The organism is Tychonema sp. LEGE 07196 (genome assembly GCF_963890365.1).
Classification (GTDB): domain Bacteria; phylum Cyanobacteriota; class Cyanobacteriia; order Cyanobacteriales; family Microcoleaceae; genus Microcoleus.
This window is the reverse complement of the sequence record NZ_CAWPRX010000058.1, coordinates 1-16,330: the sequence shown is the minus strand read 5'-3', so window position 1 is coordinate 16,330 and position 16,330 is coordinate 1. Positions and strand designations below refer to the sequence as shown.

Annotated in this window: 16 protein-coding genes and 1 pseudogene; 7 read left to right on the top strand and 10 right to left on the bottom strand. The window is 46.8% G+C overall.

Translation table 11 applies throughout. The features are described 5' to 3' along the window. Positions 1 to 691 precede the first annotated feature (691 nt). Entirely contained in the window at positions 692 to 1,918 is a 1,227-nt protein-coding gene (locus AACV78_RS07660; protein ID WP_194012160.1) for a succinate--CoA ligase subunit beta, read from the top strand. Positions 1,919 to 2,306: 388 nt separating this feature from the next. Continuing rightward, positions 2,307 to 3,203: a succinate--CoA ligase subunit alpha gene (locus AACV78_RS07655; protein ID WP_194012161.1), complete on the top strand. Its 897-nt coding sequence runs from the start codon at positions 2,307 to 2,309 to the stop codon at positions 3,201 to 3,203. A gap of 190 nt (positions 3,204 to 3,393) precedes the next feature. On the opposite strand, the gene AACV78_RS07650 is transcribed toward AACV78_RS07655, so the two are convergent. Beyond that, positions 3,394 to 4,089, bottom strand: a complete 696-nt coding sequence (locus AACV78_RS07650) for an alpha/beta hydrolase (protein WP_228042642.1) — start codon at positions 4,087 to 4,089, stop codon at positions 3,394 to 3,396. A 340-nt stretch (positions 4,090 to 4,429) separates the two neighbouring features. On the opposite strand from AACV78_RS07650, the gene hpsL reads away from it, so the two are divergent. Beyond that, positions 4,430 to 6,094, top strand: coding sequence for a hormogonium polysaccharide biosynthesis protein HpsL (gene hpsL, locus AACV78_RS07645; RefSeq protein ID WP_194012163.1), 1,665 nt, complete (start codon positions 4,430 to 4,432; stop codon positions 6,092 to 6,094). 176 nt (positions 6,095 to 6,270) lie between these two features. Here hpsL and AACV78_RS07640 read toward each other — a convergent pair whose 3' ends face one another. The 9 genes and pseudogenes from AACV78_RS07640 to AACV78_RS07605 all read right to left on the bottom strand — a co-directional run bounded on the left by AACV78_RS07640 (position 6,271) and on the right by AACV78_RS07605 (position 13,175). Further along, positions 6,271 to 6,717: a hypothetical protein gene (locus tag AACV78_RS07640; RefSeq protein WP_194012164.1), complete on the bottom strand. Its 447-nt coding sequence runs from the start codon at positions 6,715 to 6,717 to the stop codon at positions 6,271 to 6,273. Beyond that, a complete protein-coding gene (locus AACV78_RS07635; RefSeq protein ID WP_194012165.1) occupies positions 6,714 to 7,586 on the bottom strand; it encodes a ParA family protein in 873 nt (290 codons plus the stop codon). Before AACV78_RS07635 ends, AACV78_RS07640 begins: the two co-directional genes overlap by 4 nt. Positions 7,587 to 7,769: 183 nt before the next feature. Further along, positions 7,770 to 7,832: a type II toxin-antitoxin system YoeB family toxin gene (locus AACV78_RS07630; RefSeq protein ID WP_228042643.1), complete on the bottom strand. Its 63-nt coding sequence runs from the start codon at positions 7,830 to 7,832 to the stop codon at positions 7,770 to 7,772. 89 nt (positions 7,833 to 7,921) lie between these two features. Beyond that, positions 7,922 to 8,146 carry a hypothetical protein gene (locus AACV78_RS07625; RefSeq protein WP_194012166.1) on the bottom strand — a complete coding sequence of 75 codons (225 nt, stop codon included), beginning with the start codon at positions 8,144 to 8,146 and terminating at the stop codon, positions 7,922 to 7,924. A 71-nt stretch (positions 8,147 to 8,217) separates the two neighbouring features. Continuing rightward, positions 8,218 to 8,370 (bottom strand): annotated as a pseudogene (locus AACV78_RS28685) (putative toxin-antitoxin system toxin component, PIN family); the annotation flags it as partial. Between the two features lie 247 nt (positions 8,371 to 8,617). After that, positions 8,618 to 8,845 carry a hypothetical protein gene (locus tag AACV78_RS07620; protein WP_194012167.1) on the bottom strand — a complete coding sequence of 76 codons (228 nt, stop codon included), beginning with the start codon at positions 8,843 to 8,845 and terminating at the stop codon, positions 8,618 to 8,620. Positions 8,846 to 8,930: 85 nt separating this feature from the next. Continuing rightward, positions 8,931 to 10,721 (bottom strand): translational GTPase TypA, encoded by a 1,791-nt coding sequence (typA, locus tag AACV78_RS07615; RefSeq protein WP_194012168.1) that lies wholly within the window; start codon positions 10,719 to 10,721, stop codon positions 8,931 to 8,933. A gap of 278 nt (positions 10,722 to 10,999) precedes the next feature. After that, positions 11,000 to 11,773, bottom strand: coding sequence for a glucose 1-dehydrogenase (locus AACV78_RS07610; protein WP_194012169.1), 774 nt, complete (start codon positions 11,771 to 11,773; stop codon positions 11,000 to 11,002). Positions 11,774 to 11,777: 4 nt separating this feature from the next. After that, positions 11,778 to 13,175 carry a serine hydrolase domain-containing protein gene (locus AACV78_RS07605; protein ID WP_228042641.1) on the bottom strand — a complete coding sequence of 466 codons (1,398 nt, stop codon included), beginning with the start codon at positions 13,173 to 13,175 and terminating at the stop codon, positions 11,778 to 11,780. Positions 13,176 to 13,804: 629 nt separating this feature from the next. Here AACV78_RS07605 and AACV78_RS07600 point away from each other — a divergent pair. The 4 genes from AACV78_RS07600 to AACV78_RS07585 form a co-directional block, all read left to right on the top strand. Then, positions 13,805 to 14,797, top strand: a complete 993-nt coding sequence (locus AACV78_RS07600) for a pentapeptide repeat-containing protein (protein WP_194012172.1) — start codon at positions 13,805 to 13,807, stop codon at positions 14,795 to 14,797. A gap of 15 nt (positions 14,798 to 14,812) precedes the next feature. Then, positions 14,813 to 14,989, top strand: a complete 177-nt coding sequence (locus AACV78_RS07595; RefSeq protein WP_339383520.1) for a hypothetical protein — start codon at positions 14,813 to 14,815, stop codon at positions 14,987 to 14,989. A 273-nt stretch (positions 14,990 to 15,262) separates the two neighbouring features. Further along, on the top strand, positions 15,263 to 16,084 hold the full coding sequence (locus AACV78_RS07590; RefSeq protein ID WP_194012170.1) for a M15 family metallopeptidase: 822 nt from the start codon (positions 15,263 to 15,265) through the stop codon (positions 16,082 to 16,084). Further along, a partial coding sequence (locus tag AACV78_RS07585) for a hypothetical protein (protein WP_445329579.1) occupies positions 16,012 to 16,330 on the top strand: 319 nt, incomplete at its 3' end. The genes AACV78_RS07590 and AACV78_RS07585, both read left to right, overlap by 73 nt.

Below are 16,330 nucleotides of genomic sequence, written 5' to 3'. Positions count from 1 at the left end.
GGCCTAAAAGCATCGGGCATCGGGCCTAAAAGCATCGGGCATCGGGCCTAAAAGCATACCTCACTTTTATGAGAACCGCTATATCTCTTCTTCCTTCTTCCTTCTTCGTTTTTCCTTCTTCTGCCTGATGATTAATGACTAATGACCAATGACTAATGACCAATGACTAATGACTAATGACTAATGACCAATGACTAATGACTAATGACTAATGACTGATGACTAATGACTAGAGAAGCCGAAGTATTTAAAATCGACTGACGGCAAGTGCAAATCGGTTGCGGAACATCTTTTTTGCGAAGGTTATATATCGCCGCCCGATCGGACAGTGGAATTTGGCAATTTATCGATCGCCAAAAACACTCCAAAACCGATTAAGTAATCGGCGATGGGCGAGCGGTAGCAAATAAGTAATCGGCTATACATAAGTTGAAAAATAAAAGTTAAAAGCCAGAATATTTGAATTTTGACTTGACAAAAAGCCAATTATTATCTAATAATTATGAATTGCCAATTACGGCGAATTGCTTGTTGCCAACTACCAGTCATATCGCATCCGGTGGATTCACAACGATAAAATTGGTTCCCGTATTGCGGTGAAAGTCCGCAATACGGGAGCCTAGGCCAGGACGCACTACGAGCCGTTTTTGTTACGACGATAGACCGGACATGATATCACCCGTGATTTAAAATGGATTTGTTAGAGTATCAAGCTAAATCTTTATTCCGTCAGATGGCAATTCCGATTTTGCCATCACAACGGATTGACAATCCCGCCGATCTCAAGGGACTGAAAATTCCCTACCCAGTTGTACTCAAGTCGCAAGTGCGCGCTGGGGGACGAGGCCGGGCGGGTGGTATTAAATTTGTGGAAAATACGATCGATGCAGTTGCTGCTGCTCAAACAATTTTTAATTTGCCGATCGAGTCTGAATATCCCCAAGTCCTGCTGGCCGAAGCTAAGTACAACGCTGACCAAGAACTTTACTTGGCCGTACTCCTAGACCCCGTAGCGCGACGCCCGGTACTTCTGGGTTCGAGAGAAGGAGGTATGGATGTTGAAGGGTCGATCGACAAAATGCAGCAAGTTGCGGTAGACCAAGAATTTTCGCCATTCTACGCGCGGCGTTTGATGCTGAAAATGGGATTGCAGGGAGACTTGATTCAATCGGTGAGCGCGATCGTCGAGAAAATGTACCGACTGTTTGTCGAAAAAGATTTAGATTTAGTAGAAATCAATCCTCTCGGCATCAGTCCTACGGGAGAGGTAATGGCTTTAGATGGTAAAGTCAGCGCCAATGACGATGCTTTGGGGCGGCATCCAGACTTGGCCGCACTCTCGGGTAAAAACCAAAGCAGCGGGTTCGTAGGAAACAGGAGAAATTCCCATGCGGGCGCGAGTCACAATTCTCACTCTCCGGCCCAGCACTTGCCGGAGTTTGACGCAAAATCTCAATCCCCAATCTCGAATTCCGAATCTTTGCAATTAATCGAACTAGATGGGAATATCGGGATTTTGTGCAACGGAATGGGCCTGACAATGGCAACTTTGGATGCTGTAGCCCACCAAGGAGGAAAACCAGCTAATTTTGTGAATATGGGTTCTCTAAACCCCTACGATACAGCAAATGCCCTGCGCGATCGCGCGGAATTGGCCCTGGAGTTAGTCGCTCAAAATAAAAACGTTAAGGTGATACTGGTAAATATTTTGGCCCGCGCCTCCAAGACTGAGGAAATCACCGCCGCAGTAGCCGGCTATTTGGAACGGAAAGCTCGCGCCAACCGCCACATCCAAGTTGTGCTGCGTCTGGTAGATATCGATTCTGATGCTGTAAAAAAGCGTTTGGGAGAGTTGCCGGTGCAGCTAGTTAGCAGTTTGGATCGGGCTGCGGCCGCTTCTGTAGCCTCGGCCAAGTAGCGGCAGTCGATCGGCAAAAGACGAGTGTCAAGGACTTTGACATACTCCCCGTCGTAAACGAGCGGGGATTCTTGACACTTCAACGAGTCCTGCTACCAAGGTAGTCTTACAGTCCCTCCCTGTCCGTTTAGAGTCTCCTAATGCCCTATGGCGACTAATATGTATCGTTTTTTTTGGGAATATTAACAATACTTTTGTTTTGCTTCCAGGTTGGATTTTAACCATTGCCCTTCAGTCTTTCCCTATTACTGGAGCAGTCCCGGTTTCAACTCTGATGAGTATATATCGCTGCACTCTTAGGTGGGGATTTCAACCACCTAAATTATCGCACAAAGCCGTCCTAAAAGGACGGGGCTTGTATCCCAATTTCTCGGTCAAATGGCAAAAAATGAATTTAACTCCTGAAAGCAAAGTCCTAGTACAGGGCATTACAGAATCTCCAGCGTCAACCCGCACCGCCCTGATGATGAAAGCATACGGCACTAATGTAGTCGCCGGTGTCAGTCCCGGTAAAGGCGGGCAGGAGGTGGAGGGAATTCCGATTTTTGATTTGGTAGAACAAGCCGTGGCGGCAGTGGGTAACGTTGACACTGCGGTAATTTTGGTAGACCGTTATTCGGTGCTGGATGCGGCTCAAGAAGCGATCGCCGCAGGAATTCGGCAAATTGCGATCGTCACCGGGGGAGTGCCTCCTCTGGATATGGTGCGCTTAGTCAGAAAAGCAGAGGCCACCGAAACTTTGTTAATCGGACCAAACAGTCCGGGGATTATTGTCCCCGACAAACTGCTATTGGGCACTCACCCCAAAGAATTCTACACTCCCGGTTCGATCGGGGTCATCAGCCGCAGCAGCACTTTGACTTACGAAATTGCTCTCGAACTGACTGGGGCCCGATTGGGGCAGTCGATGGCGGTTTGTATTGGCTGCGACGCGATTCTGGGTTCGTCGTTTATGCAGTGGCTGCAAATTTTGGACGAAGACGACTGTACGGAGGCGATAGTGTTGGTGGGAGAAGCGGGCGGCTGGAGCGAACAAGCTGCAGCTTCTTACATCGCTTCGGCAATAGACAAACCCGTAGTTGCTTATCTCGCCGGACACTACGTTCCCAAGGGCCCGTCTTTGGGGCACGCCGGCATTTTGATCAGTTCTCGCGCTGCAGCGCAGAAAGCCTTTGGAATTAAGGCCGATAACAAAATGGCTGCCTTTGAAGAGGCGGAAATACCCGTGGCGGCTCGGCCTTCGGAGGTTCCTAAGTTGCTTAAAAAATTGCTGAAGAAAAAATGATTGCGATCGCCCAAAATCCAATTGGCTCGATCGCTCCGAATCCAAGTCCCCATTTGCTCGTTGCTCGTTTGCTCGTTACCAGGAAGAGCCTGGTAATGCAGATAGGCGATACTCTGCCTCCTTTGCTCTGGAAACTTACAAGCAAGAGAGAAGACTGTAGGAGGTTCTTAAATTATTAAATTTTCGTTTCTTACCAAAGTCCTCTGACAGGGCTCGCAGGCTGCGGTGCAGGTGCTGGTAAGGTTACGGGTGCGGGACGACGTGCCGGAGGCGGAGTTGTTGGCGGAAGGCTGGGACGAGGTGCGATCGGAGTTTCGGTGCGAGTTGTCCGAGTTGTCTGGCGCATCGACTCTTGCAGCAGGCTTTGCACGTTCCCCACCAAACCTTGAACTTTCCCAACTGTGGCCGCAAGGCTGGCAACATCTACGTAAACCTCCGGCAGAGGATACTTTTTCAGCATTTCTAGCAGCGACAGCCTACCGTCGTCGCCGGATGCCAGAATCACCGCCGCCCGCAGGGCTTTGCCGCTTTCTGTGCGGCGGTGAGTCCGAATTGCTTGACCGATTTCGTCCGTAATTTTTTCTCCCGGGGTGCTGTAAACTACCCTCGCCAGAATAGCGGGCTTTAAACCGATTTCTAGACTCATCAATCCCTGCAGCACTTGTGGGTCCATTTTGGAGAACCCGATAATTTGTTTGATGGTTGGTGTCGTCGTGCCGTTTTTAGCAAAGTTTTCTAAGTCGCTGATATTGATGGTTTGTGCGATCGGGCCAAATGTCAGGACAACTTTTTCGGCCCCCAATGCTTTACTGTTGCTAGATAATATGCTGGCGCTTGCTCCTAAAAACAGGGCAGTGGCGATCGATACAAATTTTGTTAACTTCATATTCAGTTTCAGCGATCGATTAAAATTATGCTTTCGAGATTTGTACATTATAGATGATGCAGCCGTCATATTTTACAAGGTCGCGAGTGTCAGTTAAGCCCGCCCCAGTCAGGCGCACAATCGCGATCGATCTTTTGGCGCGCGATCGACTTTAAGAATAAATAACCACACTTACCAAAATATTTTTGATTCTATTAATTCTACCTTCTATAGCGGTTGTCAAGAAAGTGAGGTATGCCCTATGCCCAGCAGCACCTCATCTTTATGAGAAATGCTATAAATCTCTAGCCTGCTACATCAGAGTGCCTTCAGCCTTCTACATAAATCCCTTCTAGAAGTTATGTTGAAAACCAAGCGCAAATCCAAAAAATCTAAACACAAGCACAGCGAAAAAACAACAGCACTCAGCAAAAAAGAAGTAGCCGCACAAAAACGCAAAACTTCCGAAAAGCGCAATGAATTAGTACAGGCGATCGTCATTTGCTGCCTGGTCAGCTTTGCTGTCAGCATCCCCCTGTTATTTGTAGCCCGCCCTAAGATTGCGATTGCAGGAGGCGTTGCTGTAGCCATCTTGCAGTTTTCCTACAAATACCCCCGTCAAGCTTTGTGGAGTTTTCTAATTTACCTCCCTTTTAGCGGTACAATTACTTACGCAATTGGCGGCGGAAATGCTGCATTTCAAGTAGCCAAAGATGCTTTCTACATACCCGCTCTCATCGGCCTCATTCAAAGCTGCAAAAAGAAACAGTTACCCCTGTTTATTCCGAAAGAAATGCTTTCAACCTTCAGCATCCTGTTGATGATGGCAATGCTGACTTTAATTTTTGTCAACGGGGAAATGCAACTCCACCCGATGAAGGGCGACAAACCCATTCTGCAAGCAATTCTCGGCTTAAAAGTATTGATAGGTTACATACCGCTGATTGCTTGTACCTATTATCTGATCCGTACTAAAAAGGATTTGGTGTTTTTTGGTAGAATGCACGTAGTTTTGGCGATCGCCTGCTGTCTTCTCGGTTTGATTCAATACCTGTTGCTGCAAAGCGGCAAGTGCGCCGGCACCAGAGGAATGACCGGAGAAGAATTATATAAAGCCACGCTGCAAGCTAGATGTTTTGTCGGAGGTTCTCTGGTATTCAGTCCCGAAGTCAAGTTTATCCGTTTACCGGGAACTTTTGTAGCCCCTTGGCAGTGGGCTTGGTTTTTAATTTCTAATGCTTTTTTAACTTTTGCTTCAGCCTTTTGCGATCCTTCATTCTGGTGGCGAGTTATCGGTTTATTTGGCATGGCATTAGTATTTGCCAATGCAGTTATTTCCGGTCAAAGAGCAGCTTTAGTTATGGTTCCAGCTACCACCGCTATCCTGCTCGTTCTCACGGGTCAATTTGTTAATTTCAAAAGATTTATTCCCATCGGTGCAGGATTGGCAATTCTGCTGTTTTTCGGTGCAGCAACTAATCCGGGAGTTGTCGAACAGCGGTGGGAGAGTTTTGTTGACCGCTGGAATGCTGCACCGCCCCAGCAATTTCTGTTTAATCAGTTCGAGCAGAGCCACAATTTTATCATTGACAAACCTCTCGGTAGAGGTGTGGGACGAGCTACTAACTCAACGCGGATCTTTGGTTTCACGCAGCTAATTGAGACTTTCCAACCTAAGTTGATGTACGAACTAGGTTATCCGGGAATGATTGCTTTTCAAATCATGCTTTTACACTTAGCTTTTCTAACTTTTCGAGCTTACCGTGCTGTAAAAGACAAAAATTTGCGGAGTTACGGAGCTAGTTTTTGGGTTTTTGTGGGATTTATTACGATCAATCCTCAATACTATCCGCTGGATGTAGATCCAGTATCGGTGTATTACTGGGTTTTGGCTGGGGCGATTTTAAAGTTGCCCAAAATTGACAAACAAGTGCAGGATGAAAAACACTTGGAACTTCAGGGAGATGAGTTGGAGGTTCACCACCAATTAAAGGAGAAAAAGATTATTGCATCGGCTCCAATTTGAGCAACGTTATATCGGAAACGCTCTAATATCATCTCCAGTCGAACAAATACAATCATTAAGCCAGGTTCCTAGTGCGGGCTTGAACCCGCAGCATGAAAGGGGACACCAGGATGCACTACGAGCCGTTTTTATTGTGTATGCCATTCCCTGTGTGCCCCATTCCCTGTTTGCCCCATTCACAGCGTTTGTCGATCGATATGTCGCGACAGCATCAAACTCTGTTTAATTCTACCAATAATTAGCTCAAACATTTTTTTTCGAGATGGATTCTTGCTACTGGGTGGCATCCCCAACTCGCAACACATCAAATTCAAGTCAGTTGCACTCATCGCCGACAATTTTTGCCTTACCTCTAGTTCGCGACCATTCTTAGCTTGCAAACGCAGTTCTTCATAAACTTCTAAAACATTTCCTGCCGATAAATTAGCCGGCTTATTCACATCAGCAGCCGTAGATAATTGCGAATTTTTAGACCCAGCAGAAAGCACTCCCCGCTTAACTTGAGCCTCAATCCTGGTTAATTTTTTGGAAACCTCCCGCAAGATTTCCTTAAGTTCACCAATTTCATCAACTAACCCCCCGCTTTCTTGCTCATTAGCACCAAATATTTCTTTTTTAATCATTTCAGATACGCCTCACACTCGCGCCACAGTTGCTCAAACTCTCTAACTAATTCTCGCGGCAGTTCTCCCTCATTAATCGCCCGTTTCAACCCGACGCTTTCCCGAATCGTCGATTCCAAAAATCTCACTTCTATGTTATTGTCTTTTGATATTTCAGCGCAGAGTCTCTTGACTTCTCTCATGTAAAACTGAACTTCATTTGTCAGCAATCCTCCATAGGTTTTAGCTTTATTCATAAACACTGCTATCTTGGGAAACGGATAAGGTTCAATCCGTTTCTGGAGAGAGTTTAAAACTAAACTCAATCCCCTAGAACCAAAATAATCGGGATTTACGGGAATTAATATTAAGTCGCAGCAAGAGAGTACGCTATAGGTGAGGAGACTGAAGGAAGGCGAACAGTCAAAAAGCATCAAGTCGTATTTGGGGAGATTGGGAGAGTTGGCGATTTTGCCACTGAACTGGCGGATGAAGTCTTTAACACTTTTTCCCTCAAATCCATCTAAATCCAACCAATACAGTTCTTCAACTGAAGGGATAAAATGTAATTGTTCGTCAATCTGATAAATCGTGTCGAAGCCAACGGGAAATTTAAAGTTTTGTCCGGCTTTTTTAAAGACTTCGAGGGCGTCGTAAATTGTGAGTCTGTGCTTCAGAGATTGTTCGTACCACTTACCAAACTTATCATCTAAATGACCTGTATTTTCGTTAAGCCCGATCGCCTCTGTGAGGGACATTTGCGGATCTAAGTCTAACATCAAGACTTCTAAGTCTGTTCCTTGGGATATAATATTTCCCAGACTCCAAGTGACGGTGGTCTTTCCGACTCCGCCTTTGAAGTTGATTACGGCTATGGATTTTGGACTCATGGCTGGCTTTGTTTGGATTTTGCTCAATTTTTTATTAAAACATATTGTGGGGGTTAGTCGATCGCGCGATCGTATACTAGGGTCACTAGGTGCAAATTTTTCTATAAAAGGAAAGTTTGATATTATATCATTAACTAAGTAGAAAAACTTAAACAAAACAGAAAACCAAATGCCATTTAACTCCTATTTCAGAGGTTCAGGTTTGCCCAATCCTTCAAAGGGCGATCGATCTATATTTTTAATCAATTATACAATTTTGCGATAATTTTCTTTGTCTGATTTTGCCCATTTATTAAAATCTGCAAAAGCAGAATATTCAAAAATAATTCTTCTGCTCATTGTAAATCCTGTAGATCGATTTCAACTAAATTTTGCCTGTCTTTAACATTTTCAATTGCTTTCAACAGTTTGTTTTTATTGACTTCCGATTTCAAAAGATAGTCGGTTTCATCGCATTCTGAAACACTTATTTCAATCTCTTTATCTCCAAAAATCGCTTTGATTTGTTCTAAAAAGTTACTATTTAGTTCGCTGGCTTTTAAACGATAAACTGTTGACATCGTTTTTGCTTATTTTAGATTATGATAATTATAGCGTTTTCAGTTTAAAGACGTGCCATGTAATTATGGCATTAACTAAATCTCTCAATAAACATATCGGGAGTAACAATTTCGACTCCTTGAAAAAGAGTTAATACCAATAAATCCAAATCACCCGTAACAATTACATTGGCATTACCACTAACAGCCAACTCTAAAAACCTATTATCTTTTTCATCTCGACAAACAGTGAGGTTTTATGTAATAGAAACTAATTGGGATGAACTGATAAATTTCAATAAAAACAATTGGCTATCTTCTAAAGAAAGATACTTGTTAAACTTTTTCCGATTCAAAACTTGCTCTAATTCATTTAAAGTCGCTTCAGAATATAAAATTATCCCTTGTTTTTATGCCAACTCAATCGCCCGAAATGGGGCTGAGGTGTTAAACAGTAAAGCACTGATTAAAACATTCGTGTCCACCACAAATCTATTCGTCATTATTATCTGCTAAAATATCTTGTAATATTTCTGATGTTAAGCCTCGCTCGGTTGCCCGGTCAGAAATCTCTGTCATAACCTGGGTTAAAGTTTTGTTGTGTAAATTTTGTCTAAAAAACAATTGAATAATCGAACTTAACTCTTGCTGAGTGTTAAGACTAGCTTCTTCAAACGCTGTCTTAATATTTTCATCAACTTGAATCGTAATTATTGCCATAGACCTTAAAAACAGTTGACAGTTGACAGTTGACAGTGAGATTTTTAGGATGGGGATTTATACCCCACCCTAAAAATAGTTTGTTTTAGCGTTTGACCAACTTCTTGGACAACTTCCGCAAGCGAATTGATTTCGGTGTTACTTCCACCAATTCATCCTGACCGATGTATTCCAAAGCGCGCTCCAAACTCATATCGACTGGTGCTTGCAATTGCGCCAATTCTTCACCGCCAGATGCGCGGTGGTTTGTCAACTGCTTCGACTTGCAAATATTCAGCTCCATGTCGTCATCTCGGTTGTTTTCTCCGATAATCATCCCTCTGTAAACCTTGGTTCCAGGGGTAATGAAAAATACGCCACGGTCTTCAGCATTTTTCAGTGAATAAGTAGTTGCAGTTCCTTCTTCAAAGGAAATTAATACTCCGTTGCGACGGGCGATAATTTCTCCACCGAGGGGGCGATAGTCCAGGAAGCTGTGGTTCATAATTCCAGCGCCACGAGTCAAGCGCATGAACTCGCCTCGGAATCCAATCAAACCGCGAGCGGGGACTGAAAATTCGATTTGAGTGCGGCCGGTGCTGCTGACGTGCATATCTTGCATTTCTGCTTTCCGCTGACCGAGGCGTTCGATGCAGCCGCCGACTGCTTCTTCGGGTACGTCTAACACCAAACATTCAAAGGGTTCGCAGGGACGACCGCCGACTTCGCGGAAGATTACTTGCGGTTGAGATACTTGGAATTCGTATCCTTCGCGACGCATATTTTCGATTAGGATTCCGAGGTGGAGTTCGCCACGGCCGGATACGAGGAATTTGTCGGGAGATTCGGTTTCTTCGACGCGCAGGGCGACGTTGGTTTCGAGTTCTCGCATTAGCCGATCGCGAATTTGGCGAGATGTGACCAAACTACCTTCTTGACCGCAGAACGGCGAATCGTTCACCGAGAAAGTCATCTGCAAAGTCGGTTCGTCTACCTTGATTAAAGGTAGCGCTTGTGGGTCGTTGGGACAGGTAATTGTCTCGCCAATATACGCATCAGCAAAACCGGCAACTGCGACAAGATTACCAGCAGAAGATTCTGGGATATCAATCCGCTTCAGGCCTTCAAAGCCCATTAATTTGGAGATTTTTGATTTGACAAGCGCGCCGCTTTCGGTGATTAAGACTGCTTGTTGACCGATTCTAATCGTGCCGTTGTGGATGCGGCCAATGACGATGCGACCGACGTATTCTGAGTAATCTAAGGTGGTTACTTGCAGTTGCAGCGGCTTGTTGGGGTCGCCGACTGGGGGTGGTACGTGGTCGAGGATTTCTTCAAAGAGGGGCTTCATATCTACCCCTTCGTCTTCGAGGTGTTTTTTGGCGTAACCGCTTAAGCCGGAACCGAAGAGGTAGGGAAATTCGCACTGATCGTCGTCAGCACCTAGTTCGAGGAACAGATCCAAAACTTTATCGACGGCTTTGTGGGGGTCTGCTCGATCGCGATCGATCTTGTTGACAAAGACGATCGGGCGCAGTCCCTTTTCGAGGGCTTTTTTGAGTACGAACCGGGTTTGTGGCATCGGGCCTTCGTTGGCATCTACGATCAGCAAACAGCCGTCAACCATGCCGAGAACTCGTTCGACTTCGCCGCCGAAGTCGGCGTGTCCGGGGGTATCGACGATGTTGATCAGGGTTTCTCCGTACCTGACAGCGGTGTTTTTGGACAGGATGGTAATGCCGCGCTCGCGCTCGATGTCGTTGGAGTCCATGACGCAATCTGGGATGTCTTCACCTTCGCGAAAGATTCCGGACTGTCTGAGGAGAGCGTCTACAAGGGTGGTTTTGCCGTGATCGACGTGAGCGATGATGGCTACATTGCGAATGGGAAGACTCATAAGGCGTCTGGGACGTTAAACGAATTTAACTAAAAATTTCTTAATAATTGTAGCGCATTCAGTCAAGGGACGATCGGGCTCTGCCGAATTGACATTTTGCCTGACCTACAGACGCCAGCATTATTACGGATCTTTTTTATAATAAACACCACTAGGGGCGGGGGCGATCGCCCCCGCAGACGCAACTAAAGAGCTGGCAAGCCGATCGAGCATTTACCGACTTGCCTAGAAATAAAATCCCAGCCGTGCAGTGTCCGAGAAGTGTTGCGAGCACAGGCTTAATCCAGCGTCTGCACACCACCGCCGTTGACGAACAGCACCTGTCCGCTGACCCACTGAGATACAGGGGCAGCAAAGTAGAGAACGGCTCCGGCGATGTCTTCAGGCTCGCCCAAGCGTTGAAGCGGAGTATGGGCCAGCATTCGCTTTTCGACCTCTGGAGTCAGAACCGAAGCCAAGGCGGCCGTTCTGACAGCTCCAGGGCCCACGGCATTGACGCGAATTACCGGGCCGTAGTCGAAGGCCAGGTTTGCCGTCATGTGATTGATAGCGGCTTTGGAAGCAGCGTAGGCGCTGATGGCGGGGCTTTTGTTGATGGAACTCATCGACGACATATTGACGATCGAACCGTAGCCCGCCTTTTTCATGTGCGGCGCGCAGAGTTGCGACAGTCGCCACGCGCTGAAAACATTAAGTTGAAAGGGGCGCTCGAACTGCTGCTGCGAAATCTCGAACGGACTTTCTTTGCCGGCACCGCCGCCGCCAGCGTTATTGACCAGAACGTGAATGCTTCCCCACTCGGCGATGGTGCGTTCCACCAGACGAATTAAATCTTCGTCACGGAGCACGTTGCAATCCACAGCCAAAGCTTTGCCGCCGCTGGCACCAATCTCATCGGCAACCTTTTGGGCGTCCGCTACTTTCAAATCGGCAATAACCACGGTGGCACCAAAATCAGCCAGCATCCGGCAACAGGCTGCACCGATGCCGTTGCCGCCGCCGGTCACAATGGCGACTTTGCCGCTCAAATCGAACAGAGTTGTAGGCTGCATAAACTTATTTTCCTTCGATCAAATATTGGGCGACAGCTTCGTAAGCTGGTAGTGAAGTCGAATCGTTAGCGCTGTTTGCAGCGATGGGATTGGAGGCGAAACGCACGATGACCATTTCGGCTGCGGGGTCAATATAGATCGTTTGTCCGTGCACGCCACGCGCCGCAAAAGCGCCGTGGGCGTTTCCGGTATGCCACCACATATCCCGATAAGACCAGCCTGGTAATTCGGGATGGCCCGATTTGGCGAAAGCGGCTTTGCTGCCGCCGCCTGCGATATCTTCGATCGCGCGGGCGGGCAAAACCTGCGTGCCTTTCCAGCGGCCTTGGTTGCGAATCAACTCGCCAAAGCGTGCCATGTCGCGCAAACCGGCGTTGTAGCCGCCACCGGCGAAGGGAGTACCCAGTTCGTCCACCGAATAGTAGCCGTCCTGTTCCATGCCGATTTTGCTCCACACGCGATCGGCCAGAAGTTCGTCCACCGACTTGCCGCTGGCGCGGGTCACCAGCCAGCCCGCTACGTCAGCGTTGGGGGTTTTATAGCCGAAAGCTTCGCCGTGGGTGCCGGCTTTTTTCACCGTTTTTAGCGCGGCGTAGTAGCCCACGGGACCGCTGTAATCTTTGGGTTTGGGTAACGGGTTGCCGGCGCCGGAATACTCCCAGATTTCGGCTTTGGGGTTAGCGTATTCTTCGCTGAATTGCAGCGCAGTCGTCATGTCCAGCACTTGGCGCACGGTAGCGTCGCCAAAGGCGGAATCTTTGAGTTCGGGAATGTATTCGGCTACCCGCTTGTTGTCGTCCAGCTTGCCTTCGGCGACCAAAACTGCGCCCAGGGTGCCGGTGAGAGATTTCGTCACCGACATCGCGGCGTGTTTGTTGTCGGCCGCCAGCGCACCAAAGTATTTTTCATAAACGATCGAGCCTCGGTGCAAAACCAGAATGCCGTCTGTGTAGTTTTGCCACAGCGATTCTTCCCATGTCATGTCTTTAGTGGCATTCAGCGGGCGGAATGCGATCGAGTCAATTCGTGGATCGAGACGGTAAGGCAGCGGATCTGGCGCGCCCAGTCCGCGTGAAACGTTGACGGCGGGCATAAACTCGTTCATGTGCGCCACGCTCCAGCGCAGGGCGGGAAACTGGAAAAACGAGCCGTCGGCGAATTTCAACTGCTTGTCTTTGGGCGGCGGGAAACCTTGCATCCAGCCCATTGCGATCGGATCGCTTTCCCGCGCGGAGAGAAATTTGTTTTCGGTTTGAGCCGAACTCGCGAAAGAAAAGACACTCATGCCTAAAAAAACAAATAAACAAACAAATGCAGAAACAGTAAATCCGTAATAAAAAAGTTTATTTTTACTTCGCATCGAAAGAAACCATAAAAAATAATGAGTCAAAGCGAGGCGCATCCTGCTTTCCTCGAAAGAAACGCTGCGCCTGCAACCAAGCCGCGCGCTGCAGCCCAACTTTCTATCATAACTCACATTTCGCAATTTTTAACATACTTAAAATCTACATTCTCCACACTGGGTGTCATATCCCACAATTGCTCACAGATATCAATTTTTAAACTAATAATTTATAGTTTTCAAGCAAATTTTTATTCAGTTAATAGGCAGCGCAAAATTATTTTTATGGCTTTATTAGTTCATAGAGATAAGTACAAAAAATTCTAATTGTCCCCTCGTTACTATGATCGGGCTGATAATACAGAGCGGGAAGTTCTACCTCTGTTATCCTAAGATTTGGGAAAAAAGACTTGTATTACATAAGTCAAGTCATCGATATCTAAACCGCAAATTCAAGCCAGATGCAACATAGATAGATGCAGATAAGTTCAGATAATTTGTGATTTTTGTAAGAGGCATAGAGCAAAGTGAATTTGGTAATATTTGGTTTTTTATTGTGAGTTAGGGCGATCGGCAAAACTTGAGATTATGGAAGTGCAACCCAGAGATATTAAGCGTTATATTAGACAAAATGGCACAGTTCCGTTTGCCGAATGGTTTGGCTCCCTGCGAGATGTTAACGCTAAAATCTGGATCGGGCAAACTTAGTTGATGCCAACATTGAGCAGGCGGATTTATCCAGTACCAACTTCGATGGGGCAAATTTAATCAATGCTAATCTTTCTCAGACTAATTTATATGCAGCCAATCTTTCTCAGGCTAATTTATCAAGAGCTAACCTTGTTCAGGCTAATTTACAATCTGCTAAACTAGAAAAAGCAAAATTGAGTAAGGCGAGTTTAAGAGGATTAAAACTACAATCTGCAAATTTTAGTGAAGCCGAGTTGAACAGTGCAAACCTCAGCGGTGCTAAACTCAGTCAACAAACAAAATTCACAACTGCAAACCTCAGTCAAGCTCACTTAAGCGGGCTATACTTAAGAAAAGCAGACTTAAACAATGCTGATTTGACAAATGCAAATCTGAGTAATTCTAACATTTTAGAAGCCAACCTCGATCGAGCAAATTTTAAGGGTATTCAGCTTGAAGGAGCGATTTATAATGAAGCAACTTTATTTCCTACTGATTTCGATCCTGTGAAAGCGGGCGCTTACTCAATTGCTCCTTATGTATCGCTGCCAAATGTCGATCTAACTGGTAGGGATTTGATCGGTGTTAACTTAAAAGGAGCAGCTTTACAAGGAGCTAATTTGAGTTCAGCGCAATTGAATAGTTCCGATTTTAGAGATGCGAATTTGAGTGGGGCAAAACTTCAGGGATCAAGGCTAGACGGCTGTAATTTTAGTCGGGCTAATTTGAAGCAGGTAAACTTGAATGATGCAAGATTAGTTAGTGCCGATCTAACGACAGCAGACTTAACTGAAGCTGATTTGCGACAAGCTGAATTAAACGGTGCAAAACTGCGTGGTGCCGATCTAATTTCAGCAGACCTCCGCGCGGCAAGGTTAAGTTTTGCAGACTTATCTGGCGCTAACTTAACAAATGCAAAAATAGGAGGAGCAGAATTTCAAAATGCTACGCTCACTGGCGCAATTATGCCAGACGGATCTACTCACGAATAAAATTAGTTAAGGGGTTTGCTAAACAAACTCTATTCAAAAAGTCTCAAATATACTCTGTTTCCAGAGCTAGCGGCCGACAAGGGTTGGACTCTGACAGAGATTACCACTCGATCGGGCGATCGCTACAGCACGCTGAAAAATTATGCCCGATCGCCCGCTAAGGCAATGGCTGACAAATTCGTGTTCTGCTAAAATTGGCGCGGACGTTTGATGTGCCGATCGCACAATTGTGAAATTATGCTCAAAAGTAGCAAAGGACACTTAAAATAAACCAGTACCAACCAGTTAGACCAAAACGGGCGGCATCGGGGCCCAACTAAAACAGATTTGAGAGTTGGCGGATGGGAAAGGGCGAAGTCTGGAAGAGATGATATGTACTCAGCGGCAATTGTAGCTGTGCGATCGCCCGTATCGGTCTACAATTTGTAACGTTGAGCCTTATTGAAGTGCAGGAGTGGAGCTGGCTTGGATAACGCTAGTCTGTCAAGAAAACCCCCGCAAGCCTCGGAGCTTGTCGCCGACGAAATTCCAGAAGCAGTGCGAGACCACCCATACCCAGAAGCAGGATCGAGCCAGTCCCAGAAAAAAGGGCTGATTTGGAAACTGCTAGGGTTGGCGGCATTAGCCTGTGGGGTCAGCATTTGGCTGCACCTCAACTTTAACTTTTTCCCAGCCACCAGTCAGGCAGAGCAAAGTCAAAAAAACCCAGCAGCGAGTTCGCCGTCAGGGGTGGCCGCGAGTCCAACTACTAAATCAAAACCCGCAATCCCAGACAACCTGCTGGGACACTTGCCTTACCCAGAAGCACCAGCCACAGACTTGGTAAATGTCACCTCCGACGGTGGCATCAAACTCCGCAAAGCCGCAGCAGCAAAATATCAAGAAATGGCTAACGCCGCCGCCGCATCAGGGATCTATTTCGCCCCCATATCCGGCTTTCGCTCCGTAGAAGACCAACAACACGTATTTTTTGACGTGAAAGCCGAACGCAGGCAAAACGCGACCAAGCGAGCCGAAGTCAGCGCCCCTCCTGGATATAGCGAACATCACACCGGTTACGCGATCGACATTGGCGACGGCTCCGCCCCCGAAACTAACCTCAGTCAAAGCTTTGACAATACCCAAGCATTCAAATGGCTAGAAGCCAACGCTCCCGCCTTCAGCTTTGAAATGTCTTTCCCCAAAAACAACCGCCAAGGCGTCAGTTATGAACCTTGGCACTGGCGGTTTGTGGGCGACAGGCCAAGCCTCGAAACTTTTTACAAAGCTCATTCGTTGAAAAAGTAGAAGGAAGAGGGAAGAAGTCCGAGGGAAGAAGTCCGAGGGAAGAAGTCCGAGGGAAGAAGTCCGAGGGAAGTTCGGCAACGAGCAATGTACCGGATGTAACGGATGTAACGGATGTAAGTCCGTCGGAAGAAGTCCGAGGGAAGAAGGAATATTTTCCACATCTCCGGCTTTGCGACTCTCCCACTCTCCCACTCTCTCCCCCTCTCCGACTCTCTCCCACTCTCCCACTCTCCCCCTCTCCCGCTC